This is a genomic window from Micromonospora sp. CA-259024, assembly GCF_050936255.1.
Lineage (GTDB): Bacteria > Actinomycetota > Actinomycetes > Mycobacteriales > Micromonosporaceae > Micromonospora.
The window spans coordinates 2090267-2114679 of record NZ_JBNJND010000001.1 but is presented as its reverse complement, the minus strand read 5'-3'; the positions used below and the strand labels follow the sequence as shown (position 1 = coordinate 2114679).

21 protein-coding genes are annotated in these 24413 nt (G+C 71.0%); 13 read left to right on the top strand and 8 right to left on the bottom strand.

Annotated features, from left to right (window positions below):
- The first annotated feature begins 159 nt into the window (after window positions 1-159).
- From ACQEUX_RS09150 to ACQEUX_RS09140, 3 genes are all read left to right on the top strand, one after another.
- A complete protein-coding gene (locus ACQEUX_RS09150; protein WP_433044097.1) occupies window positions 160-1086 on the top strand; it encodes an ABC transporter ATP-binding protein in 927 nt (308 codons plus the stop codon).
- Complete coding sequence (locus tag ACQEUX_RS09145; protein WP_433044094.1) at window positions 1064-1852, top strand: ABC transporter permease subunit; 789 nt, start codon at window positions 1064-1066, stop codon at window positions 1850-1852. The genes ACQEUX_RS09150 and ACQEUX_RS09145 overlap by 23 nt, the downstream gene beginning before the upstream one ends.
- A gap of 63 nt (window positions 1853-1915) precedes the next feature.
- Window positions 1916-2968, top strand: a complete 1053-nt coding sequence (locus ACQEUX_RS09140) for a PucR family transcriptional regulator (RefSeq protein WP_433044091.1) — start codon at window positions 1916-1918, stop codon at window positions 2966-2968.
- Here the strand turns inward: ACQEUX_RS09140 and nhaA are convergent, their stop codons facing one another.
- From nhaA to ACQEUX_RS09125, 3 genes are all read right to left on the bottom strand, one after another.
- Window positions 2969-4288 carry a Na+/H+ antiporter NhaA gene (gene nhaA / locus ACQEUX_RS09135; RefSeq protein WP_433044088.1) on the bottom strand — a complete coding sequence of 440 codons (1320 nt, stop codon included), beginning with the start codon at window positions 4286-4288 and terminating at the stop codon, window positions 2969-2971. It abuts the gene before it with no gap.
- Window positions 4289-4399: 111 nt separating this feature from the next.
- The gene (locus ACQEUX_RS09130; protein WP_433044085.1) at window positions 4400-6037 is read right to left on the bottom strand and encodes an ABC transporter permease; all 1638 of its coding nucleotides are present in this window, start codon (window positions 6035-6037) and stop codon (window positions 4400-4402) included.
- Entirely contained in the window at window positions 6034-6924 is an 891-nt protein-coding gene (locus ACQEUX_RS09125; RefSeq protein WP_433044082.1) for an ABC transporter ATP-binding protein, read from the bottom strand. The genes ACQEUX_RS09130 and ACQEUX_RS09125 overlap by 4 nt, the downstream gene beginning before the upstream one ends.
- Before the next feature lie 265 nt (window positions 6925-7189).
- Here ACQEUX_RS09125 and ACQEUX_RS09120 point away from each other — a divergent pair, with 265 nt between their 5' ends.
- The 4 genes from ACQEUX_RS09120 (at window position 7190) to ACQEUX_RS09105 (ending at window position 11497) form a co-directional block, all read left to right on the top strand.
- A complete protein-coding gene (locus ACQEUX_RS09120) occupies window positions 7190-8140 on the top strand; it encodes an SRPBCC family protein (protein ID WP_433044079.1) in 951 nt (316 codons plus the stop codon).
- A 28-nt stretch (window positions 8141-8168) separates the two neighbouring features.
- Entirely contained in the window at window positions 8169-9341 is a 1173-nt protein-coding gene (locus ACQEUX_RS09115; RefSeq protein ID WP_433044076.1) for a zinc-dependent alcohol dehydrogenase, read from the top strand.
- A gap of 324 nt (window positions 9342-9665) precedes the next feature.
- A complete protein-coding gene (locus ACQEUX_RS09110) occupies window positions 9666-10976 on the top strand; it encodes an alpha/beta fold hydrolase (protein WP_433044073.1) in 1311 nt (436 codons plus the stop codon).
- Window positions 10977-11110: 134 nt separating this feature from the next.
- Window positions 11111-11497 carry a DUF2267 domain-containing protein gene (locus tag ACQEUX_RS09105; protein ID WP_210784314.1) on the top strand — a complete coding sequence of 129 codons (387 nt, stop codon included), beginning with the start codon at window positions 11111-11113 and terminating at the stop codon, window positions 11495-11497.
- A 44-nt stretch (window positions 11498-11541) separates the two neighbouring features.
- Here ACQEUX_RS09105 and ACQEUX_RS09100 read toward each other — a convergent pair whose 3' ends face one another.
- Together ACQEUX_RS09100 and ACQEUX_RS09095 are read right to left on the bottom strand one after the other, a co-directional pair.
- Entirely contained in the window at window positions 11542-13353 is a 1812-nt protein-coding gene (locus tag ACQEUX_RS09100) for a hypothetical protein (protein WP_433044069.1), read from the bottom strand.
- 126 nt (window positions 13354-13479) lie between these two features.
- Window positions 13480-14469: a helix-turn-helix transcriptional regulator gene (locus ACQEUX_RS09095; protein ID WP_433044066.1), complete on the bottom strand. Its 990-nt coding sequence runs from the start codon at window positions 14467-14469 to the stop codon at window positions 13480-13482.
- Between the two features lie 171 nt (window positions 14470-14640).
- Between ACQEUX_RS09095 and ACQEUX_RS09090 the strand changes: the two genes are divergently transcribed.
- Both ACQEUX_RS09090 and ACQEUX_RS09085 read left to right on the top strand, forming a co-directional pair.
- Window positions 14641-15462: a nuclear transport factor 2 family protein gene (locus ACQEUX_RS09090; protein WP_433044063.1), complete on the top strand. Its 822-nt coding sequence runs from the start codon at window positions 14641-14643 to the stop codon at window positions 15460-15462.
- A gap of 366 nt (window positions 15463-15828) precedes the next feature.
- Window positions 15829-17013, top strand: a complete 1185-nt coding sequence (locus tag ACQEUX_RS09085) for a low temperature requirement protein A (RefSeq protein WP_433044060.1) — start codon at window positions 15829-15831, stop codon at window positions 17011-17013.
- Between the two features lie 27 nt (window positions 17014-17040).
- Here the strand turns inward: ACQEUX_RS09085 and ACQEUX_RS09080 are convergent, their stop codons facing one another.
- Window positions 17041-17964 carry a S66 peptidase family protein gene (locus ACQEUX_RS09080; RefSeq protein ID WP_433049707.1) on the bottom strand — a complete coding sequence of 308 codons (924 nt, stop codon included), beginning with the start codon at window positions 17962-17964 and terminating at the stop codon, window positions 17041-17043.
- A gap of 281 nt (window positions 17965-18245) precedes the next feature.
- Here ACQEUX_RS09080 and ACQEUX_RS09075 point away from each other — a divergent pair, with 281 nt between their 5' ends.
- Window positions 18246-18815: a GNAT family N-acetyltransferase gene (locus tag ACQEUX_RS09075; RefSeq protein WP_433044057.1), complete on the top strand. Its 570-nt coding sequence runs from the start codon at window positions 18246-18248 to the stop codon at window positions 18813-18815.
- 7 nt (window positions 18816-18822) lie between these two features.
- Here the strand turns inward: ACQEUX_RS09075 and ACQEUX_RS09070 are convergent, their stop codons facing one another.
- The gene (locus ACQEUX_RS09070; RefSeq protein ID WP_433044054.1) at window positions 18823-20301 is read right to left on the bottom strand and encodes a glutamate--cysteine ligase; all 1479 of its coding nucleotides are present in this window, start codon (window positions 20299-20301) and stop codon (window positions 18823-18825) included.
- A gap of 131 nt (window positions 20302-20432) precedes the next feature.
- Here ACQEUX_RS09070 and ACQEUX_RS09065 point away from each other — a divergent pair, with 131 nt between their 5' ends.
- Complete coding sequence (locus tag ACQEUX_RS09065) at window positions 20433-20771, top strand: DUF3817 domain-containing protein (RefSeq protein ID WP_433049705.1); 339 nt, start codon at window positions 20433-20435, stop codon at window positions 20769-20771.
- Between the two features lie 37 nt (window positions 20772-20808).
- Here the strand turns inward: ACQEUX_RS09065 and ACQEUX_RS09060 are convergent, their stop codons facing one another.
- The gene (locus ACQEUX_RS09060; protein ID WP_433049702.1) at window positions 20809-21357 is read right to left on the bottom strand and encodes a hypothetical protein; all 549 of its coding nucleotides are present in this window, start codon (window positions 21355-21357) and stop codon (window positions 20809-20811) included.
- Between the two features lie 142 nt (window positions 21358-21499).
- On the opposite strand from ACQEUX_RS09060, the gene ACQEUX_RS09055 reads away from it, so the two are divergent.
- A complete protein-coding gene (locus ACQEUX_RS09055) occupies window positions 21500-22624 on the top strand; it encodes a Vms1/Ankzf1 family peptidyl-tRNA hydrolase (protein ID WP_433044051.1) in 1125 nt (374 codons plus the stop codon).
- Window positions 22617-24368 (top strand): thiamine pyrophosphate-binding protein, encoded by a 1752-nt coding sequence (locus ACQEUX_RS09050; protein ID WP_433044048.1) that lies wholly within the window; start codon window positions 22617-22619, stop codon window positions 24366-24368. The genes ACQEUX_RS09055 and ACQEUX_RS09050 overlap by 8 nt, the downstream gene beginning before the upstream one ends.
- Window positions 24369-24413 lie beyond the last annotated feature (45 nt).

The following is a 24413-nucleotide window of genomic DNA, read 5'->3' as shown; positions in this document are numbered from 1 at the left end:
TCGACGTCCTGCTGGCTGGGTCGTATGTCGTACCTTCCAGGGGCCAGGTCGCCCGGGGCCATCCGCTGCTGGTTTGCCGGTTCTCGGCAATGACACCAAGGGAATGTCGGCCGGATGCTGGCCTGGATGTTGGTCACGGGTGCCCGTGACGATGTGGACATGACAAGCGACATCGCCCTACTCGCCGAGGACTTGACCAAGTTCTACGGCCAGCGTCGCGGCATCGAAAGCCTCGACCTGGAGGTTCGTGCCGGGGAGGTGGTGGGATTCCTGGGGCCGAACGGTGCCGGGAAGACCACCACCATCCGGCTGCTACTGGACTTCCTGCGCCCGACCCGGGGACACGCCACCGTTCTTGGGCTCGACCCGCGTCGGGACAAGGCCGCCCTGCACCGTCAGATCGGCTACCTGCCCGGCGAGCTGGCGTTTCCGGGCCGGGACAAGGCCAAGGACCTGCTGCGGTTCTTTGCCGAGGCACGCGGTGGCGTGGCCTGGTCACAGGTGACCGATCTGGCCGAACGGCTCGACCTGGACCTGTCCCGTCCGGTGCGCACGATGAGCAAGGGCAACAAGCAGAAGGTTGGTCTGGTCCAGGCATTCATGCACCGACCGGCGCTGCTGATCCTTGACGAACCGACCAGTGGCCTGGATCCGCTGATGCAGCAGGAGTTCCTGGCCATGGTTCGCGAAGCCAGCGACGCCGGTCAGACCGTCTTCATGTCCTCGCACGTCCTGGCGGAGGTGCAGCAGGCGGCCGACCGGGCTGCCATCGTGCGTGACGGACAGTTGGTCGCGGTCGAACGAGTCGAGTCGCTCGGCAAGCGAGCGGTCCGCGCCGTCGAGATTCACTTCGGTGACCCGGTGGACCCGTCGGAGTTCAGCGTTCTCGCCGGGGTGAGCGATGTGATCGTGTCTGGGCCGGTGCTGAAATGCACCGTCGACGGCCGTATCGACCCGCTGATCAAGGCAGCGGCGCGGCACGACGTCGTGGACATGTTGTCGGCCGAGCCCGACCTGGAAGAGACGTTCCTGTCGTTCTACTACCATGCGGAAGGAGCCGGCGATGCTTCCCGCGCTGGTGCGTAAGACCTGGCGTGACGATTGCTCGTCGCTGATCGGCTGGGCCGTCGGTGTCGCCACTTTCACCACGATCTACACGTCCTTCTACAGCCAGTTCCAGGGGGCTGCGGAGCTGAAACAGGACGCACTGCCGCAGGGCATGCTGGACTTCCTGGGGGTCGCCGACATGCTGTCGCCCGCCGGCTACCTGCAGGCGACCATCTTCAGCCTGGTCGGCCCACTGCTGGTGTTGATGTGTGCGGTGACGCTGACCGCCCGGACGATCGCGCGGCCGGAGGAGGATGGCGGCATGGAGCTGATGCTCGCGAATCCGTTGTCCCGAGTCGCCTTCGCCTGGCAGCGGATCGCGGGCACCGGAGGCGCCCTCACCTTGATCGCGGCCATCCCGGGGCTCCTGCTGATGATCATCGTTCCGTCGATCGGCATGGACATCCCGCTGTCCCACGTTGCTGCTGCCTCCGCTGGTCTGGTCGCCCTGGTCTGGTGCTTCGCCGGGATCGCCTTCCTCGTCGGAGCGGGCACTGGAAGGCGGAGTGCCGTCCTGGCGGTCGGCGGTGGTCTCGCCGTCGCCAGCTACATGGCCAACGCCATCGGCGGCATGCTCGACGGGTGGCACTGGGTGCGCTGGCTGTCACCGTTTCACTACTTCATCGGCACGGACCCGCTGCACACCGGCTGGCACCCGGTTGAGCTGCTCACCCTCGTGTTGCTCGGCGCCGTAACCACGGTCGCTGGAGTGATCCTGTTCGACCGCCGCGACATCGGTGTCTGAATCCGGGTCTGGTGCCCGTCCCTCACGAGCGGCGGGCACCAGCGAACCACCAAGGACCAATCCATGAGCGACCACACCTGGCTCGCTGCCGACTACGCCGACGTGCTGCACCTGCCGGCCAGCACCCAGGTGCAGGCAGCGGTCAAGCTGGGTGCCCGCGCCGCCGATGACGGGTTGAAGCTGCGTGACCTTGTCAGCGGGCTGCTGGGTGCCACGACGGCCCATTGGAGCGCCTCCCCCGTGGAGGGTGCGGCCACCGCCGTCCACGCCCGTGCGGAGAGGGCGTTGGACACCGCGCGTACCCTGCTCACCGCCGCGATCGACGGATACACCGGGCAGACCCGCGCCGAGTTGGCCCGCCACGACAGCGAACGTGCGGTGTTCGTCAACGACCTGCTCACCGGCCGGGCTGACCCCGGAGGGCTGGCGGAGCGCGCGCACCGTTACGGCATCCGTCTGTCCGCCACCCACACCGTTCTGGTCGCCCGTGCGGCCAGCCTGACTCCGGGCATCACCCATCGCATCGACGTCGCCCTCGCCGCCAGGTTCGGCGAAGGCAACACCCTCACCACCCTTCGCGACGGCGATGTCGTCTGTATCAGCGCCGGCGGGCTGCGTGGCGTCTCGGCCGAACTGGCCCACCTGCTCCTCAGCGAACTCGGTGCCGGCACCTGGCAGATCGCGGTCGGCCGCACCCAGCCAGGACTGCACGGTCTGGCCACGTCCCTCGATGAGGCTCGCCACACCCTCGACCACGCTGCCAAACTCGGCTTCAACGCGCCCGTCCTCAACGCCGCCGACCTACTGGTCTTCCCCGTGCTCCTGCGGGACCGCGACGCCATCACCGACCTGGTAACCACAGTCCTCGGCCCGCTCACCACGGCCCGCGGCGGTGCCGAGCCGTACCTGGAGACGCTGTCCGTGCTCTTTGACAACCAGGGCAACCACACCGCGACGGCCCGGCAGATGCACCTGTCCGTCCGTGCGGTCACCTACCGGCTCGACCGCATCCGCGACGTGACCGGCTACCACCCCAGCGAGCCCACCCAACGGTTCACCCTCCAGGCAGCGGTGCTCGGTGCTCGGCTGCTCGGCTGGCCCTCCCAGGGCCTGTGATCAGGCGGGCTTCGTCCGGGTCCCCTGCTCCTCGTAGACGTCCGGTACCCCGTCGGCGTCGCTGTCGCGCTCCTCCAGGGCGCAGACGCCCTGGTAGTGGCGGTTACGGGCGCGCAGGACGACGGTGGCCAGCAGCGCCGACAGCAACGACCCGAGCAGGACGCCGATCTTGGAGTAGTCGTCCCGCTCGGTGCCAGCACCGAACGCCAACTCGCCGATCAGCAGCGACACGGTGAAGCCGATCCCGGCCAGCAGCGCCAGCCCGACCATGTCCCACCAGGCCAGCCCGTCCGCGAGCCGGGCGCGGGTGAACCGCTGCACGAGCCAGGTGGCACCGAGGACACCGACGGCCTTGCCCACCACCAGCCCGACCATGACACCCACGGTGACCGAGTCGGTGAGTGACGCACCCAGGCCGCCTGCGCCGGCGACCGACACCCCGGCGGCGAAGAACGCGAACACCGGTACCGCGATCCCGGCGGACAGCGGTCGGATCCGATGCTCCAGGTGCTCGGCCATTCCGAGGCCTGGCCCCGCCTTTCGGCGGATCACCGGAACGGTGAAGGCGAGCGCGACACCGGCGACCGTGGCGTGCACCCCGGAGGCGTGCACGAGCGCCCACGTCGTGACGGCCAGCGGTAGGAGCAGCCACCACGCTCGTACCCGCCGCTGCACCAGCAGGGCGAAAAGGGCCATCGGCACCAGCGCGAGCAGCAGCGGCCCGAAATGCAGCGAGCCGGTGTAGAACACCGCGATGATCACGATCGCCAGCAGGTCGTCGACCACCGCGAGGGTCAGCAGGAAGGTGCGCATCGCCACGGGGAGGTTCGTGTTGATCACCCCGAGGACGGCGAGGGCGAACGCGATGTCCGTGGCGGTCGGGATCGCCCAACCGGTCAGTGCGCCGTCACCGGCCCAGGCGTTGAACGCGACGTAGATCGCCGCCGGCACCGTCATGCCGCCGATCGCGGCGGCGACGGGCAGCACCGCGCGCCGGGGCTCCCGCAGATCACCGGCGACGAACTCGCGTTTGAGCTCCAGCCCGGCGACGAAAAAGAAGATGGCGAGTAGGCCGTCGGCGGCCCACTGCGCCAACGAGAGATCGAGATGCAGGGCCTCGGGGCCGAGCGTGACGTCACCGAGCGACCGGTACGCGCCTGACCAGGGCGAGTTTGCCCAGACGAGGGCGAGCACTGCAGCGGCCAGCAGCAGTACCCCACCGACCGTCTCGGTGCGGAGGATGTCGCCGACCCGGCGTACCTCGGGCCAACTGCCGCGGGGCAGCAGCTGTGGTTCGCGGGGCGCGGGCGGCGGGGTCATCGGGATCCTCCGAAGGGGTCGCTGACGGAACCGCCGACCAGTCTTCCCGGCACACCGTCGCTCACCCTAGCCGAACGATGACCATGGTCCGGGGAACACCCGGCCGTGCGGTCACCCTCGCAGGTCGCGCCGCCGATAGCCGACCGCGCCCAGCGCGGCGAGCGTGACCGCGACGGCCACCATGACGGCGGTCGCGGGCCAGTTCGGTGCCGAGTCGGGGACTGCGGCGAGGTGCGCGAACGGAGACACCTGACCGACCCATCCCGGCGCGCCGATGCTGTCCGCGATGACCCGCAGCAGGAATCCGCCCGCCGCCGGCAAGGCGCCGACGGCGGCGACCGAGCGGGGTAGCCAGCCCAGTGCGAACACCGCCGCGCCCAGGCCCAGCAGCGCGATGGGCAGCACGTTCACGGCACCGGCGAGGGCGGCGTCCAGCCCGAGGGGCGCGTCGACGGCGGCCGCGCCGGCCCACGTGGCGAGGCCGGCGAGGGTGACCAGCGCGGTCGTGCCGCACCCGGTGACGGCGAGTTCGGCGAGGAGAAAGCGGCCACGGGTGACCGGCTGAGCGTGGAGCAACGTGAGACGACCGTCCGCTTCGTCGGCAGCGACGGTGGCCAACCGGCCGGCGGCGAAGACGCCCGCCGGGATCGCCAGCAGCGCGAACAACGCTGCCGCGTACCCCTCGACCGAGCCGAGACTACCGAACCCGGCCTGCGCGGCAAGGTCGGCGAAACGGGGGTTGTCGGCCAGGAAACCGGTCATCGATACCGCGAGCAGGCCGATGAGCAGGTAGTACGCGGCCAAACCGGTCGTCCACCCGAGGAGCGGACGCACCATGCGGCGGGCGGCGAACCCAGCCACCGAGCCGAGCAGCCACAGCCGGGGACGGCGACCGGTCGAGGCGGACAGCCAACCGCTGCCCACGTCGCGCCGTCGGGCCGCCACCACGGCCGCCGCGAGCAGGGCGGCCGCCGCGACCGCCAGCACCGCCAGCGGCAGGACCCGGTTCGCGGCGTACGGCCGAGAGAGCGCGACCAGCCCGAACGGTGACAGCCACCGCAGCCATCCGAGCGCGTCGACGCCGTCGCCCACCATCCGGAGCAGCAGCCCCGCGCCGAGCAGCGCCGCGGCGGCGCCGCTGGCCCCGGCGCGGGCCGGGAAGAGTTGTGCGGCCAACGTGCCGGCGGCGACGAAGTACACCCCGATCAGGGCGAGGCCGACGCCGTGCAGGAGGGCACCCTCGACCGACGTGCCGACGGCGGTCAGAGCGGCGCCCGCCGTGAGGCCCGCGAGCAGCACCGCGCCGGTCAGGACGGCGGCGTGCCGGGCGACGAGCACGGCGACCGGGAGCCGGCCGGCAGCCAGCAGGGCCCAGCGGCCGGAGTCCTCCTCGCCCCTGGTGATCCGGGTCGCCGCCAGCAAACCCCACACCCCGGAGAGGACGGACAGGACAGTGCCGGTGCGCCACACCGTGAACCCGCCCGCGTCGTCCAGGGCGACCGGCTCACCGAACAGGGTACGGATTGCCGGGTTCTCGGCCAGCGCGGTCAGGGCGGCGGCGTCGAGCGCGTCGCCGACGGTGCTGGCGTACGTGGCGGCTACCATCGCGGACATCCCGGCGAGCAGCACGATGACGGTCAGCGCACCACGGCGTACCTGTCGCAGGGCCAGCCGGGTGACGGCCGCCCCGACGACGCGGGCAGGTGGGACCGCCGGGGCCCGGCCCGGGCGGGCGTCGACGGCGGTCACCGGGACGGCTGCGTGTAGTAGTCGAGGAAGATCTCCTCCAGGGTCGGCTCGTGGATCCGCAGCGCGGTCACGTCCGCCCCGGACAACGCCCGTAGCGCTGGTGCTGGCGGGCCGGTGAGCGTGAACCGCAGCCGATCGGATCCGACCTGTTCCACCGACTCGACGCCGGTCAACCCGCTGAGGTCCGGCGCGGTGCCGGTGAAGGTCACCTCGACCTCGCTGCGGTGCAGCCGTCGAAGCTCCGCCATTCCGGCGACCTCCACCAGACGACCCCCGCGCAGAATCGCCACCTGATCGCACACGGCCTCGACCTCGGCCAGTTGATGAGAGCTCAGGAAGACCGTCTGGCCTCGCTCGCGGGCCTGTGCGACCGCCGTCTGGAACTCCCGCTCCATCAACGGGTCCAACCCACTGGTCGGCTCGTCGAGCACGAGCAGCGGTGCGCGGGTGGCGAACGCCGCCACCAAGGCCACCTTCTGGCGGTTCCCCGTCGAGTACGCGCGGCCCGGCTTGGACAGGTCCAACGCGAACCGGTCCACCAACTCGTCCCGGTAGGCGCGGTCCACCCCCGGACCGACACGGCCCAGCAACTCCAGCGTCTCCGCGCCGGTCAGGCCGGGCCACAGCGCGACGTCGGCGGGCACGTACGCTATCGACCGGTGCGCCAGCGCGACATCGGCCGCGTCGGAATCGAAGATCCACGCCTGTCCCGCGGTCGGCCGAGCCAACCCGAGCAGCAGTCGGATGGTGGTGGACTTACCGGCGCCGTTGGGCCCGAGAAACCCGAAGACCTCGCCGGCCGGCACGGTGAGGTCGAGTGCTTCCAGTGCGCACACCGGCCCGTAGCGCTTGGTCAGACCGACGGTGCGAATCGCGGGAACAGCCATGGAAAACCCCCTGGGTCGGCAACGAGTGCGACGCCGACCAGGCTTCCCGGCACACCGGAGCTGACCCTACTCGCCAACCATCCCCGCGTGAAGACGTGAGTAGGGCGGTCCGGCCATGGCGCGAGCGTGAAGCGGTCGGCGCTCGCGTCGGACGTTCTGCCTCGAACCGGGCGCACGGGTCACGCGTACCGCATAGCGTCACGAGGCGGGACCACCCTCGCTGCACCGTTGGATCGGCGCTCACGCCGACCGGAAGGGACCGGACATGGGCCGTGTCGACAGTGTGCTCCTGCCGGAGTTGGACGGACCGGTGCCGGCGACGCTGCCGAGCGCGCTGGGCCTGCTGAGCCTGGCCCTGGGCGTGGGTGCCCTGGTCGCGCGCGGACCCATCGCGCGAATGACCGGGGTGGACGACTCTCCGCCCGCGCGGGCCGCGATCCCGGCCATCGGCGCGCGGGAGTTGGCCTGCGCTGCCGGCCTGCTCAGCGGGCGCCGACCAGCCGCCTGGGCGTGGGCGAGGGTGGCCGGCGACGCGGCGGACCTCACCCTGCTCGGGCGAGCCCTCGCGGACCGGAGCGCGGAACGACGCAACCGTGTCGCACTGACCACCTTCGCGATCGCCGGCATCGCCGCCGTCGACGTGCTCTCCGCCGTACGCATCGGGCGCGCGCGGCGGGCTCGGGCCCGGGTGATCCGGATCGACATCGCCGTCACCGTGAACCGTTCACCCGCCGAGGCGTACCGGTTCTGGCGGGACGTGGAGAACCTGCCCCGGTTCATGGCGCACCTGGAGTCGGTACGCGCCGAGGACCTGCGCCGCTCGCACTGGATCGCCCGCGGCCCGGCCGGTCACCGGGTCGAGTGGGACGCCGAGATCATCGACGACCGGCCGAACACGTCGATCACCTGGCGTTCGGTGCCCGGCACCCAGGTGCCCAACGCCGGCCAGGTCCGGTTCGTGCCCGCCCCGGGCGACCGGGGCACCGAGGTGCGGGTGGAGCTGCGGTACGCGCCTCCGGCCGGCGCGCTCGGCCGGGCGGTGGCGAAGCTCTTCGGGGAGGAGCCCGCGCAGCAGGTCCGTGACGACCTGCGCCGGTTCAAGCAGGTGCTGGAGACCGGTGAGGTGGTTCGGTCCGAGGGCAGCCCCAACGGCATCTCCGTACGCCAGCAGGCCATGCAGCGGCCCGCCCAGCCGCTGCCGGCGTCCCGCCGCTGACCGCCCACGCCTCCGAAAGGGACCGATGATGAAGGCCACCGCCTGGATGGGCACCGACAGCGTCAAGGTGATCGACGTACCGGACCCGAAGATCATGAATGCCCGGGACGCGATCGTCCGGATCAGCACCACCGCGATCTGCGGCTCCGACCTGCACCTCTACCACGGCTACATCCCGGCGATGCGCAAGGGCGACATCCTCGGCCACGAGTTCATGGGCGAGGTGGTCGAGGTGGGCCCGCAGGTCCGCAATCTCGCACCCGGCGACCGCGTGGTGGTGCCCTTCCCGATCGCCTGCGGGCACTGCTCGTCCTGCCAGCGTGGCCTCTACTCGGTCTGCGAGAACTCCAACCCCAACGCCGGCATCGCCGAGAAGATCATGGGGCACTCGCCGGCCGGCATCTTCGGTTACTCCCATCTGCTCGGCGGTTACGCCGGCGGTCAGGCCGAGTACGCGCGGGTGCCGTTCGCCGACGTCGGCCCGCTCAAGGTGCCCGACGACATCCCCGACGACCAGGCGGTCATGCTCGCCGACGTGTTCCCTACCGCCTACATGGGCGCCGAGATGTGCGACATCAAACCCGGCCAGGTCATCGCTGTCTGGGGCGCCGGGCCGGTCGGGTTGCTCGCGGCGGCCAGCGCCCGGCTGTTCGGCGCCGAGCGGGTGATCGTCATCGACCGGTTCCCGTACCGGCTCCGGCTGGCCGAGGAGCACGTCGGCGCCGAGACGATCAACTACGAAGAGGCCGACGTGTTGGACACGCTCAACGAGATGACCGCCGGCCGGGGGCCTGACGCGTGCATCGACGCGGTCGGTATGGAGGGCCACCACGGCAACGCCGCCATGTACGCGTACGACCGGGCCAAGCAGGCCACACGGACCGAGACGGAGCGGCCGTTCGCCCTGCGCGAGGCGATCCTCTCCTGCCGCTCGGGAGGGGTGGTCTCGGTCGTCGGCGCGTACGGCGGCTTCGTCGACAAGTTCCCCATGGGCGCGTTCATGAACCGGTCGCTGGTCATGCGGACCGGTCAGTGCCACGTCCAGCGCTACACCCGGCCGCTGCTGGAGCGGATCCAGCGCGGTGAGATCGACCCGAGCTTCATCGTCAGCCACCGGATGCCGCTGCGCGACGCCCCGAAGGGCTACAAGATCTTTCAGAAGAAGCAGGACGACTGTACGAAGGTGCTCCTCAAGGTCTGAGCGGGCGGATGGCGCCGCGTCGTTCGGCACACCGCCGACCGGCGCAGCCCGCTCTGCGCCGACGCGGCAGCGGCCGGCCTGTGGGAAGTGGCCCGGGCCGTAGCCAGGCGTGGGTGGCCTCGCGTCACCTAGTGACGTGATCAGCGTGCCGTCAATGGAGTGTGCGGACACGGCGGTGTTCGCGCACACCCCGGCGCAGCGCATGACTCAGGGGATCGGCCACTCGTGCACGGACGGCTGCTGTCCATCAGTCCACGTGGTGGCGTCGCGTACGGTGGCGGCGACAATCGGAGGCATCGGGACCGCCTCCGGGAAGGGGCACCCGTGCAGGCCTACCGCCACCCAGGCACCGTCATCACCGACCACCGCTTCCAGGTGCCGCTCGACCACGCCGACCCGGCCGGAGAGCAGATCGAGGTGTACGCCCGCGAGGTCGTGGCCACCGCCAAGGAGCGCGAGTCCCTGCCGTGGCTGCTCTTCCTGCAGGGCGGCCCCGGTGGCCGGTCACCCCGCCCGGTGGGCCGGGACAGCTGGCTGGACCGGGCGCTGGACGACTACCGGGTGCTGCTGCTGGACCAGCGCGGCACCGGCCGCTCCACCCCCGCTGACCGGCAGACGCTGCCGCTGCGTGGCGACGCGGCCGCCCAGGCCCGGTACCTGGCGCACTTTCGAGCCGACTCGATCGTCCGGGACTGTGAACTGATCCGCCGAGAACTTCTCGGCGAGGACGGCCGGTGGAGCCTGCTCGGCCAGAGCTACGGCGGCTTCTGCACCCTCACCTACCTGTCGTACGCGCCGGACGGCGTCCGCGAGGCCTTCGTGACCGGCGGTCTGCCCGGTCTGCGCAGCACGGCCGACGATGTCTACCGGGCCGCCTACCCACGGGTGCGGCGCAAGGTCGAGGCCCACTACGCGCGTTATCCGGAGGACGTCGAGACCGTCCGTGCCGTCGTGCGACACCTGCGGGAGCGGGAGGTGCGTCTGCCCGGCGGTGGGCTGCTGACCGCCGAGGCGTTCCAGGCGATCGGCATCATGCTGGGCACCGGCAACGGGTCGCACGCTCTGCACTACCTGCTCGAAGACGCCTTCCGGCCCGGGGTGCCCGGCCAGCAGCTCTCCGACCCGTTCCTCGCCGAGGTCCAGGGCCACCTGTCGTACGCGAGCCGCCCGCTCTACGTGCTGCTGCACGAGTCGATCTACGGCCAGCGTTCGGTGACACCACGCGCCACCGGGTGGGCGGCCGAGGCGGTACGGGCCGAGTTCCCGCGGTTCGACGTCGACCGGGCGTTGGCGGGGGACCAGCCGGTGCTGCTGACCGGCGAGATGATCTACCCGTGGATGGTCGTCACCGACCCCGCGCTGGCCCCGCTGGCTGAGGCGGCGGAGCTGCTCGCGCGGCGTACGGACTGGCCGGACCTGTACGACCCGGAGCAGTTGGCCCACAACGAGGTGCCGGTCGCCGCCGCGATCTACCACGACGACATGTACGTCGACACCGGCGACTCGTTGGCCACCGCGCGAGCGGTGCGCGGCCTGCGCCCCTGGATCACCAACGAGTACGAGCACGACGGCCTACGGGAAAGCGAGGGCCGCGTCCTCGACCGGCTGATCCGCCTGGTTCGCGGCGAGATGTGAGGCCGTGCCCCGCCCGATGACGCGAAGTCCGGGTCGACGGGTGACCCCGTTTGCGGCCAGGGAGCCTGGGAACTCGCCCCGTTCGTCCGCCGGCAGGGCCTGACGGCCGGTCGAGGAGACGGAAGGAGCGGGTCATGGAGTACGAGCAGATGATCGCCACGGTACGGCGGCGCGCGGGCCTCGGGGAGAACGAGGCCGTACGGTCCGTACAGGCCGTTCTGTCGGTGCTCGGCGAACGGCTCGCCGGACAGGAGGCCGACAACCTGGCGGCACAGCTACCGGATCGGCTGGACGCGTCGGTCACCCGTAATCCGCAGGGCCGCCGGTGGGACATCGGTGAGTTCCTGAAGCACGTCGGCGACCGGGAGCAGGTCGCGGACGCGGACCAGGTGCGTTTACACGCCCAGGCGGTGTTGCGGACCGTCGCCGAGGCGCTCAATGACGACGAGCGTCACGACCTGCTCGCCCAACTTCCCGCCGGCATCATCGATCTCTTCGGTGTTCCCACCCCGCGCGGCTGAGCACCGCCCCCGCCCCAACCGGCGCGGGGCAGGTCAGCGTGGGGTCAGGTCTTGCGGACCGCGCTGGTGAAGCCGGCGATGAAGAGGGTGGCGAAGCTCCAGGCGAGCAGTTGCAGGATCCAGCCGGCGATGGTGAGGGCCTGACCGGCAGGGGTGTCGGTCGGCTGACAGCGATCCCGCGCGCTGGTCTTGAGCAGTGGGGCGCCGAGGTCGAGGCCGACACCGATCTGGTCGATGGTCGTGCAGGCGTCGGCAGCTCCGCTGGTCGGCGCCTTCTGCGCGAGGCCGCCGTGATGGCCGCCGACGACGCTGAGCGCGACGGCGACCGCCAGTGTGGCGAGGAGCAGGAGCAGGGCGCGCCAGGGCTGGTAGCCGTAGCCGAGGGTGATCCCGAGGAGGCGACCCCAGGCGCGTTCGGCGGCGCTCAGCCCGGCGCGCTGGAGCTGGTCACGGCGTTGGGCGATGAGGATGGTGCGGGCGTCGCGGTCATGGCCGGCGGCCCGGTAGGCGGCGGCGAGCTGCTGGTAGGGCTGGGCGCTGTAACGGGGCGTGTCCTCGCTCAGCAGGGTCAGCCAGCGCCGCAGTGACGCCGGCCGCGGCTGCCCGCTGTAGGTGAGCCCCTCCAACTCGACAAGCGGTCCCGGGCCCGGTGCCGTACGGGTCACCCGATCGGTGTCGAGGCGGAGAGTCCCACCGACCCGGGTCCCGGCCAGCACCAGCACCACCACCTCGTCACCACCGCTGGTGGCACTGAACCCGTCATCCAGGAGCACGTCCTGGTCGACCCGGAGGCCGTTCAGGTCGAGGGCGGGGCCGACCGTGTTCTCCAGTTGCGCCCCACCGCAGGCCAAAAGCCCACCGATGTGGGCGCCGGCCAGGCCGACGCCGCCCCACTCACTGGCGCTGTGGGCGGTGAAGCCACGATCCAGGGCCAGGTCCCGGTCGACGGTGAGGCCGTCGGCGTCGAGGACCGGTCCGGCGGTGTTCGTGAGCCGCGCACCACGCGCGCTCAGCGACCCGATGCGCGCGCCCATGAGCCGGATCGTGCCCTGCTCGCTGGCGCTGGTGGCGCTGAAGCCGTTCCACAGCAGCACGTCCTGGTCGGCTCGAAGGTTGTCGGCGTTGAGCGCCGGGCCGACGGTGTTCTCCAACCGCGCCCCACCGCAGTTGAGCTGGCCGCCGATGTGAGCGCCGAGCAGCCGGATCGTGCCGCGCGCACTGGCGCTGGTGGCGGTGAAGCCGTCATTCAGGAACACGCTCTGGTCGACGGTGAGGCCGTCGGCATCCAGGGCCGGTCCGATGCTGTTCTCCCACCGCGCTCCCCGGCAGTCCAGTGTGCCGACGCGGGCGGCGGCGAGACGAATGGTGGCGGCGACGGAGCCAGCGCTCACCGTGCTCCAGTCGAGCGAGAGCGCCCAGGCCGCACAGCGCGTGGCCTCCAGTGCCGCGTCCGCTGAGCCGGGCGCCTGTTCGATGCGGCAGCCGCTCAGGGCGACCGCCGACAGGCGGGCGTTGCGAAGGTTCACACCGTCCGGCAGCAGGCAGTCGCGCAACTCCAGCGCCAGGTCACTGGTGACGTTCTCCAGGTCGATCTGGCCGACGATCCGGGCCCCGCGCAGCCGCAGGCCGCGCGGGTCGGGCTCGCTGACCAGCCGGCCGCGCACCAGCTCACGGATGACCGAGGCCGAGATCGCGCGGTCGTCGCCCCAGGAGCGCATCGCTTCCTCGTCGACCGGCCCGTCACCGGCCAGGTCGAGCACCTCGCCCCGGGCGACGGACTCGATCAGTCGCTGCTCCACCGGACTGTGCGTCGGGCCGTTCGCATCCCGCACCCGCTGGGCGCCCACTGACGTCATGGCACCCATCATCAATGACAGGCGCGCCGAGCGGTCGGCGCCGTGGGGCGGCTCGTCCCGAAGACGTTCGTGCCGGCAGCAGCCGAGTGCGCGTTGCGTCCGCGGTGCGTAGGCAACGACGCCCAGTTAAGCGCGCTGTTGTCGCTGCTGGTAGATGAGAATCATCGTGTCGAGGGTTTGGGTGATCCGTTCGCGCAGTTCCTGGGGGGCGAGGACCTCGACGTCGGCTGCGAGTTTCAGGAGTTCGGGGATGGCCTGGTCGATGGACTCGATCGGGATGGTGACTCGGGTCCAGCCGTCCGGGTCTGGTTCGGTCGCGGTTCGGCTGGCGGCTTGGATTACGGCCGGTTCCATGATGTGTGGCAGCCGTTTCAGGGCGTTCGGGGACAGGCGAAGAGTCGCCTGGCCCTGATGGCGGCGGGTGTCGAAGCTCTCCATGTAGGTCTGCCAGTAGCTGGCCAGGTCGAACCCTTCTACCCGATCAAACCGCTCGGTGAGCACGTCGAGGGCCAGCAGTCGAGAGATCCGGTAGGTACGGAACTGGTCCGCGCTGCGGGCCACGAGATACCAGTGGCCTGCCTTGAGGACCAGCCCGTAAGGGTCGATCGTCCGGGTGACCTCGTGAGGCTCCGCCCATCGCAGATAGCGCATCCGTACGGTGAGCTGATTCCACACAGCGTTCGCGACCGCCGTCAGGTGCGGCGCGTGCTCGGCGTCCCGGTACCACGACGGTGCGTCGAGGTGGAAGCGTTCGGAGATCCGTCCAGCGCGGTCGCGTAGTTCCGCCGGCAGCGAGGCCATGAGTTTGCGTTGCGCGGCGGTCACGACGGCGCCCAAGCCGAGATCCGCGGCCGCCGTCGGTAGCCCGGTCAGGAACAGCGACTCCGCCTCTGCGACGGTGAGGCCGGTCAGCCGGGTGCGGTAGCCGTCGAGCAATTGGTAGCCGCCGTCGTGCCCCGCTTCGCCGAACAGCGGGATACCCGCCGCGCTGAGGGATTCCATGTCCCGGTAGACGGTGCGTACCGACACCTCCAAGGTCTCGGCCAGTGCCTGGGCCGTCATCCGGCCACGGGTCTGGAGCAGCATCAGGATGGAGACCAAACGGCTCGCGCGCATGACGACGAGTGTGCCGCGATCCACTGACAGGAGATGTCAGGAGACCGCCCGTAACGTCTCGCCCAGGGACCACGTGGCGGGTCAGGGACAGTGCTGACGTGAGCACGAACCAGGAAGCCAAGCCTGCAACTCCTACCCGCACCACCAGGGTCAGAAACGAAGGAAGAGATGATGATCGACATCAACGAGTTCGTCGACCGCTACGTGGGCGTGTGGAACGAGCCCGACCCGGACGCCCGCCGCAAGACCATCACCGAACTATGGGCCGAGGACGGCGTCGAAGCTACTGAGTCTGCGGAGCATCGCGGGCATACGGCCATCGAGGCTCGGGTCACTGAGGCGTACGAGGAGTTCGTGAAGGCGGGCGGGTTCGTCTTCATCTCCGTGAACGATGCTGAAGGTCATCACAACGCCATAAGGTTCACCACCCGCATGGTCCCTGCTAGCGGCGGCGACATCGCCTGGACAGGTCTTGTCGTCGCCCTGCTCGACCAGGACGGGCGGATCCGGTACGACTACCAGTTCGCCGGAAACGCGGACGCGCCCGCACCTGTCGACGTATCAAGGCAGCAGGACGTCAAGACCCGCGCCGTCGTGGAGGAACTCCTCCGCCGGATGGGCGACGGTGACCCAGACCGGATCGCTGACCTGTTTGCCGAGCAGGTCGACTGGCAGGTGGACTGGCCCGTCGAGGGCCACCCGGCGGTGCCATGGATCCGCCCCCGCTCGACTCGCGCCGATGTCGCCGACCACTTCCGCGCGCTGGATGCCTTCCACGTACCCGACAAGCGAGGCGCGTCGGTGGCCCGCGTCCTCGTCGACGACAGGGACGCGGTAGTACTGGGAGAAATCTCGCAGACGGTGGAAGCCACCGGCAGGGCGTACACCTCCCCGGTCGCACTGCACGTCACCGCCGAGGACGGTCTGATCATCCGCTACCACGTGTACGAGGACAGCCTCACGGTCGCGCAGACGCTCGCGGGCGAGGCGTGATCGACTCGGTATGGGCGATGTCGTGGTGTCCCGGCGCCGGGAATATCCCGATGTCGTGAATACCGAGTCGATCAACCCTCAACCGGCCGGTCTGACCATGCCAGAGCAGGTGCGCCAACCGGCCGCGACCCGGTTTCTCGACGTCCGGCGATCCGGCGGGGAATTGGCAGGGTCACGGCGGAGGGTCTTCTCCCCTATTCGACCTCGGCATTCCGATCACGACGGTTAACCTCGCCTCGTCGAGACGACGGGACGGCCGGAGGCACGTTGGTGGCGAAGCTCGCAGAGCTGGCGGAGGGTGAGTCGTCGATGCCGACGGCCACGTCGCCACCTGCCCGCGCCGCGCTTGTCGGGTGACGGCAGCCGATGCGACCCACACCAAACGGCAAGGGGGTGACCTGGGAGGAGCTCTTCTTCGACCTCGCCTTCGTCTTCGCCCTCACCCGGTTCTCCGAACTCCTGCACGAGGACCACAGCTGGTCCGGTATCGGCCGAACACTGGTCCTCTTCGTCCCGGTCTACTGGGCCTGGGGCGGCGTGACGCTCTACACCAACCAACGCGACGTCCGCGTGGTGCTGGACCGCGTCGGTGTTCTCACGCTCGGGCTCGGCGGTCTCCTGATGGCCCTCACGATTCCCCAGGCGTACCACGACGACGGCGTGCTCTTCGTCGCCACGTACCTCGTCGGGCGGGTGCTGCTCGCCGGGCTTGCCCTGCGCGGGCGTCCGATCGGGCGGGCCCTCTTCGTCGGCCCCTACGCGTTCTTCCTGGTCACCGGACCGCTGCTGGTGGCGGGTGCCCTCACGCACGGCACCGTCCGGCTCGCCTTCTGGGCCGTCGCCGCCGCCATCGAGCTGCTGAGCCCGTGGGTGGCCGCTCGCCTCGCCGGCCAGAGCAGGGTGGAGTCGGCGCACTACGCACACCGCTACGGACTACTGATCATCCTCGTGTTCGGTGAGTCGGTGATCCAGATCGGGGCGGTGGCTGTCAACGGCCAACTGACCCTCGTCCGACTCACCGCCGTCGCTTCCTCCTACGCCCTGTTCAGCATCCTGTGGTGGGCGTACTTCGGCTACGGGCTGTCCGACTTCCGGCGGGCACTGGAAGACGCCCCGGACCAGCCGGCGCTGCGCCGCGCGATCCTCGTCTACGCCCACCTGTTCTTCAGCTTCGGGATCATCACCATGGCCGTGGGCCTGGCCGACATGGTGCCCGCACCACTCGACCCCCTGCCACCCCGCGAGTCGATGCTCCTCTTCGGCGGCTGCGCGCTGTTCCTGCTCACCTTCGCCTTCGTCTACTGGCGTATCCACCACCGGATCGCCTGGCGTCGGATCGTCGCCGGCGCGGCCTGCCTGCTGATGGCGCCGCTGGCCACGCTGGTGCCGACCCTCGGCATGGTCGCGTCCCTGATTCTCGTGGTCGCCGTGATGATCGCGGCGGAGGCAGTGGCCGTGCGACGCCGAGGCGGCGGCGCGGCCGGTGGAACGGTCGAGTTCGGGCCCATGGACCCAACGGACCGAGGGCCCAGCACCGAGGCGGACGCCTGACCAACCGGCACGCTGGTCGAGCCACGGCTAGCGGGAACGCACTCCGGGCTCCACCGTCAGGGTCCCCGCCACCGCATCGATCGTGGCCCGCGAACCGAGCGGAACGGTGAGCTGGCCATTGCCGTGGCCCAGTCGGAGCCCGCCGAGGACCGGCACGCCCAGGTCGTAGAGGCGATCCTTGAGCACCGCCGCCGCGTCCCACTCGTCGGGTCCACCGACGCTGTTGGTGATCTGGCCGATGACTACCCCGGCGACCCTGGGCAGCACGCCCACCCGGCGCAACTCGGTCAGCATCCGGTCGATGCTGTACGGCGCCTCGTCCACGTCCTCGAAGAACAGGATGGCGCCGTCGAACTTCGGGGCGTCGTCGGCACCCAGCGACGTGGAGATCAGCGTGAGGCAGCCCCCGAGCAGGGGACCCGTCGCCCGCCCCGGCACCAGCACGGGGGCGGCCGTCTCGGCGGGATCCCGGGAGATGGTGACGGGGGCCGTGGTCATCACCGCCCGGCGGAGCGACTCGGCCGACTCCGGGCCGGTGCGGCTGTCGCTCCAGTTGACCATCGGGCCGTAGAAGGTGGCCAGCCCGGTCTCGCGCCAGAGCCTGCCGTGGATGCTGGTGATGTCACTGAACCCGACGACCACCCGGGGGTCGCGCCGGATGCCGGCCACGTCGATCTGATCGACGATCCGCTGGGTGCCGTAGCCGCCACGGGCGGCGAACACACCACGGACTCCGGGATCGTTGAACGCGGCGTTCAGGTCGGCCAGCCGCTGGGCATCGGTGCCGGCCAGATAGCCGTACCTGGCGAAGACGTGCGCGCCCAGCTCGACCTCCAGGCCCCAGCTTCGCAGGATCTCGATGCCGCGCGCCATGTTCGCGGGGTTGGGCGTGCCTCCGGGCGAGACGACCCGGACCCGGTCCCCGGGCGCCAGTGCCGGCGCGCGCAGCACCCGCTTCGGGCCGCCCGGAGCGGCCTGTGCCGCCTCGGCCGTGCCGACGAGCAACGCCCCGCCGGCAGCCGCCGCCCCGACACCCAGCAGGTGCCGTCGGGACAGGGCTCGGTTTGCGGATCTCGGGGTCGGGGTGTGGTCCGTTCCGGAAGTGGTCACAGGCGGTCCCCTCATCGGCGTCGATGTCCGCGCCGCAACAGCCTACGACAAACATCAATGACTCGGGGGGTCGCGAACGGTGGGGGCGGCCGGGCCGGCGCGGAGTCGCTAGCGTGTCGGCAATGGAGAGTGGTGCCACGGTGCCCGGGAGGGACGGTCTCATGGTTCGACTGCGGCCGGTCGCCGAGGCCGACCTGGAGATGTTCCGGCGGTTCTGCACCGAGCCGGGGCTCATCGGGTTGGACTGGTCCGGCTTCCGCGATGCCGCGGCACCAGACCGGCGGTTCGCTGTCGACGGCTACCTCGGCGAGGACGACGGACGGCTCATCGTCGAGGTCGAGCAGGAGCAGGCCGCCGCCGGCTTCGTCAGCTACAGCGCCGGGCGTTACGCCGGGCGGGCGTCGTACTGGGAGATCGGGATCGCCCTGCTGCCGAGCTGGCGCGGGCGCGGCATCGGCTGGCGGGCACAGGCGCTGCTCTGCGACTACCTGTTCCAGCACACCCCGGCGCAGCGCGTCCAGGCCGGCACCCACCCGGAGAACGTCGCCGAGCAGCGATCGCTGGAGAAGGCCGGCTTCCAGCTCGAAGGCGTCGTGCGGGCCAGCGAGTTCCGGGCGGGCCGGTGGCGCGACGGTTACCTCTACAGCAGGCTGCGCGACGACCCGTCACCCTGGGACCGGCCGGGGGAGTGACGCCCGATCAGGGGATGGGCCACTCGTGCACCGGCCGGTTGCTGTGCATCAGGTCCACGTAGTGGCGGACCACCTCACGCAGCGCCGCCGGCCGGTCCAGATGGTCGGCGGACTCCAGCCGATGCAGCGTCTCCACCTGCCAGCTCGCGCCGTTGCGCCCAACCAGGCAGCGTTGCTCGATGATGCCGAGCAGCCGGTCGCGTTCACCCGGGTCGAGCCCCCACCGGTCCAGCCCGTGGTACGCCAGCGGCAGCAACCGGCGCAACACCAGTTCGGTGACCGGCAGGTAGCCGAGGCCCGGCCAGAAGACCTGCGCGTCGATGCCGTACCGGGCGCAGCTGGTGAAGTTCTCCTCGGCGGCGCTGAACGACATCTGCGACCACAGTGGTCGGTCCGACTCGGCGAGGGCGCGGACCAGCCCGAAGTAGAGGGCGCCGTTGGCGATGGTGTCCAGCACGGTGGGGCCGGCGGGCAGCACCCTGTTCTCCACGCGAAGGTGCGGCCGGCCGCGCGACACGTCGTACACCGGGCGGTTCCACCGGTAGACGGTGCCGTTGTGCAGGCGAAGCTCGGCGAGATTGGGCACCTCGCCGGCAGCGAGGGCCTGCGTCGGGTCCTCCGGGTCGCAGACCGGCAGCAGCGCCGGGAAGTAGCGCACATTCTCCTCGAACAGGTCGAACACGCTGGTGATCCAGCGTTCGCCGAACCAGACCCTGGGGCGTACCCCCTGGGCTTTGATCTCTTCCGAACGGGTGTCGGTGGCCTGCTGGAACAGCGGGATGCGGGTCTCGCGCCACAGTTCCCGGCCGAAGAACAGCGGCGAGTTCGCACCGAGGGCCACCTGGATGCCGGCGATCGCCTGGGCGGCGTTCCAGTAGTCGGCGAACTGCGCCGGGCTGACCTGCAGGTGGAACTGGGTGCTGGTGCAGGCCGCCTCCGGGGTGATCGTGTCGGCGGTGACCGCCAACCGTTCCACGCCGCTGATGGCGATCGGCAGGTCCTCACCGCTGGCCGCGAAGATCTGCTCGTTGAGCAGCCTGTAGCGGGGGTTGGCCGAGAGTGTCTCCGCGGTCAGGTGTTCGGGGCGCAGCGTCGGCAGGATGCCGATCATGACCATGTGCGCGCCGATCGTCCGGGCCTTCACCTCGGCGGCGTTGAGGCTGGTCCGTACGTACTCCTCGAAGTCGGCGGTGCCGGTGCCGGTCAGCCGGCGCGGTGGCACGTTGATCTCGATGTTGAACTGGCCCAGCTCGGTCTGGAAGCTCGGGTCGGCGATGGCCGCCAGCACGTCGGCGTTGCGCATCGCCGGATTCGATGCCTCGTCGACCAGGTTCAGCTCGATCTCCAGGCCGGTCATCGGCCGGTCGACGTCGAAGCGCGACTCGCGCAGCATCTCGGCGAAGACATCCAGACATTGGCGGACCTTGTTGCGGTAGCGGGCTCGATCCTCTCGACTGAAGGTTCGTACGCCGACGTCCTCGCCCATGGTCACCACCCTGTCACCGCTGGTCCCCCTAACCTCGCACGTGATCGGCGGGCGGGGAAGACCCGATGGCCCTTTCCTACCCAGTCAGCCCGCACCGATAGCATTGCGGCCGGAGAGGTGGTGGCGTGGGAATGCGCGACAAGGTGACCCGACTGTTCGTCGTTGCGGCGATCGCCGAGGCCTGCTCCTGGCTGGGCCTGCTGGTCGGCATGCTGGTCAAGTACGGCCCGCCGGGCAACGAGCTGGGCGTCAAGATCTTCGGCCCGATCCACGGCGGCCTGTTCGTCGCGTACGTCCTGCTGGCGCTGGCCGTGGCCCGGCTGCACCGGTGGAGCCTGCTGGCCACCGCGGTCGCCCTGGCCAGCGCGGTGCCGCCGTTCGCCACCCTGGCCTACGAGCGCTGGGCCCGCCGCCGGGGGATGCTCGGCGTCGACCGCCAACCCACCCGGGAGCCCGCCCCGGTCGGCTGAGCCGCCGACCGGGAACCGGCCCGACCGCTCCGACCGGTCAGGTCAGCGCGGAGCAGGCCGCGATGCCGGCGAGCAGCACCAGGCCCAGCATCGCCTGCAACAGCAGCGGCGGCCCGAGATGCGACCAGAGCGTCGCGGTACGCGGGGTGAGCAACTGCCCGGTGGTGAGGTTGACGATCCGCTCGATCCGGGGCGGCAGCTCCGGGTCGCGTTGCGGGCGCAGGGTGAGCTGCACCTGGTCCGCCGGATGCAGGGCGCTCTGCGGCAGGTGACCGTGCAGCTCCACCTCGCAGAGCTGACCGGCGGTGTTGCGCAGTCGCACCGGAGTGACCAGGTACTCCGGGCCCTGCTTCAGCTGCTTCCAGCGTCGGCGGGTGCCGCCGCCGCCGAAGGAGAAGAGCGAGCGCAGCAGCAGGGCGGGCAGCCGGGCGATCGCCGCCGCGGCGAGCACCGCCACCAGCACCGGCTGACCGATGCGCACCTCACGGGTGTAGCCGTCTAGCAGGCGGATCAGCCGCCCGGTGACGATCCGTTCCGTCGGGTGCACGACCCGTCGGATTTCGAGTCCGCTGTCCATCTCCACCACCGAGAGTCCGCTTGTGTGCACAGATCGTATCGACGTCCTCGGTTGAACGACGTGAATGAAACCTGGTCACGGGCTCACGGCTGCGAGGTGACATCCCGGGCGACCCGGGTAAGCGGGGGGCCGAGCTGGAAAGGGGTCGAGCATGCAGCTGTCCTTCCTGCGCCCGCTCTACGACCGTCCCGGGCCGTGGTGCTCGGTGTATCTGGACGCCTCCGCGGACACGGAGGACGCCCATCCCGCGCTGGACCTGCGCTGGCGCGCCCTGCAGAGTCGGCTCACCGAACAGGGAGCCGACGAGGCGAGCATCGCCGCGCTGGACCGGGTGATCCGGGGGCACGACCCGATGGCCGGGGACTACGGCCTGGCGGTCTTCGCCAGTCACGGCCGGGTGGTGCTCTCCGAGTACCTGTCCGCGCCGCCACTGCGCGACCTGGCCAGTTACGCGCCGCTGCCACACGTGATGCCGCTGCTCGCCCAGCGGGGTGAACAGGTGGCGTGGGTGCGGGTCCTGGCCGACCGTACCGGCGCGGACGCCGTGGCCGTCAGCGCGGGCGGGGTGCCCCGGCGGGCACACATCACCGGCCGGGAGGAGTTCCAGCTGCGCCGGGTCCAGCCCGGTGGCTGGTCGCAGTCGCGCTACCAACGGGCGGCCATGGAGGCGTGGCACCACAACGCCGGCGACGTCACCGCGGCGACCGTGGAGCTGGCCGAGAAGGTCGGCGCGGACGTGGTGGTGGTCGCCGGCGACGTCCGAGCCACCGGAGTGATCGCCGCCCAGATGCCCGCGCGCTGGCAGGACGCGGTGGTCCGCACCGACGCGGGCTCGCGAGCCGGCGGCGCCGACCAGACGCTGCTGGACGACCTCACCGTGCAGACCATCGCGGAGGTCGCCGACCAGCGCATCAGCGCTGCCCTGGACCGCTTCGGCGTCCAGGAGGACGTCGGTGCCGGGCTGGAGGCCGTCGTCGGGGCCCTGCAACGCAACCAGGTGGACACGATGCTGATCGTGGACGATCCGTCGGCCAACGGCGAGCTGTGGATCGGGCCGGAGCCGACCGAGATCGCCGTCGACCCGGGGCAGCTGGCGGCCATGTCGGTGAACGACCCGCAGCGGGTCCGCGCGGACGCGGCACTGGTCCGGGCGCTGGTCGGCACCGACGCCGCGCTGACCGTACTGGGCCCGGACGAGGCACCCGAACTCACCGACGGCGTCGGCGCGGTGCTGCGCTACGTCGACCCCAGCACACCGGGGCGCGGCAATGGCTGAGCGCTCCGTGGCCGACCTCGTGGTGCAGCGGCTCCTGGCCTGGCGGGTTCCCCGCGCCTTCGGCTACCCCGGCGAGGCGATCGCCCCGCTGATCGAGGCGTTGGACCGCAGCGGTGAGCCGGAGTTCATCCCGGCCCGGCACGAGGAGACCGCCTCGTTCATGGCCACCGGGCACGCCAAGTACACCGGCGGCATCGGGGTCTGCCTCGCCGCCCAGGGGCCCAGCGCGGTCCAACTGCTCAACGGCCTCTACGACGCCAAGCTGGACAGCAAACCGGTGGTGGCGATCGTCGGGGAGGACATCTCCGGGCCGCTCGGCGGCGCGCACCAGGAGATCGGGCTGAGCCGGCTCTTCGGAGACGTGTGCAACCAGTTCGTCCAGTACGGCCGCAGCCCCGAGGACGTGGCGGCGCTGTTGGACCAGGCGTTCCGAACGGCGGCGGCGACCCGCAGCCCGACCTGTGTCGTGCTGCCCCGGCAGTTGCAGGAGGCCCTGGTGCCCGACCTGCAGACACAGGCCGTCGGGGTGATCACGGCGACCCCGGGTGAGCCGTTGGCCCGGGTGCTGCCCCACGAGGTGGACCTCGATGCCGCAGCTCAGCTGCTCGGCGGCGGTCAGCGCACCGCGATCCTGGTGGGCCAGGGCGGCCGGGACGCGGCCGCCGAGATCATCGAGATGGCCGACCGGCTCGGTGCCGGGGTGGCCACCTCGCTGCTGGGCAAGCCGGTGCTCGACGAGCGGTTGCCATTCCACACCGGGGTGCTCGGCGAGGTCGGCACCCCGGCCGCCGCCGAGTTGATGGGCGGCTGCGACACGCTGCTGCTGGTCGGCACCAACGACCCGTGGATCGACTACTTCCCGATGCCCGAGCAGGCCCGCACGGTGCAGATCGACATCGACGGTCGGCGGATCGGCACCCGGTACCCGGCCGACGTGCCGCTGGTCGGCGACGCGGCCGAGACGCTGCGGGCGCTGTTGACCCGCCTGCGGGGTCGGCCCGAGCAGGGGTGGCGCGCCACCGTGGAGAGCTCGGTGGACCGGTGGCGGGAGGTCGCCGCCGAACGGGCCGCCGCGCCCGCCGACCCGGTCAACCCGCAGCTCGTCCTCCAGGAGTTGTCCGCCCGGATGCCGGGCACCGGCGCGGTCGCGGTCGACGTCGGCTCGGTTCTCTACTGGTACGCCCGGCACCTCACCCTGCCACCCGGGGTGAAGGCGCAGCTGTGCGGCACCCTCGGCTCGATGGGCTGCGCTCTGCCGTACGCGGTGGCCGCCAAGCTCGACACCCCCGACCAACCGGTGATCGCGTTGGTCGGTGACGGGGCGATGCAGCTCAACGGGCTCGCCGAGCTGATCACCGTGTCGCACCACTGGCAGAAGTGGCGTGATCCTCGGCTGGTGGTGCTGGTGCTCAACAACCGGGACCAGGACGGCATGGGCGGTGGGCGTCAGCCGTCGTCCGACCCGACCCACCGCCGCCCTGACGTGCCGTACGCCGGTTGGGCCCGGCTGCTCGGCCTGCACGGTGTGCGGGTGGACCGCCCGGAGCTGGTCGGCGCGGCCTGGGACGAGGCGTTTGCCGCGGACCGCCCCTGCGTACTGGAGGCCGTTGTCGACCCGGCGGTGTCGCTGGCGCCGCCGGAGCCGGCGTTCGCCGACCTGCGCGGTCTGTACGCGGAGGGTGCCCCCGCCCGGAAGGTTCGGGAGCAGGTGGAGGTCACCGTGAACGCCGACGACCTCGTTTAGCTGTCCCGGGCCCGGGCATCAGTAGCGGCCCCCCGACGTTGGAGG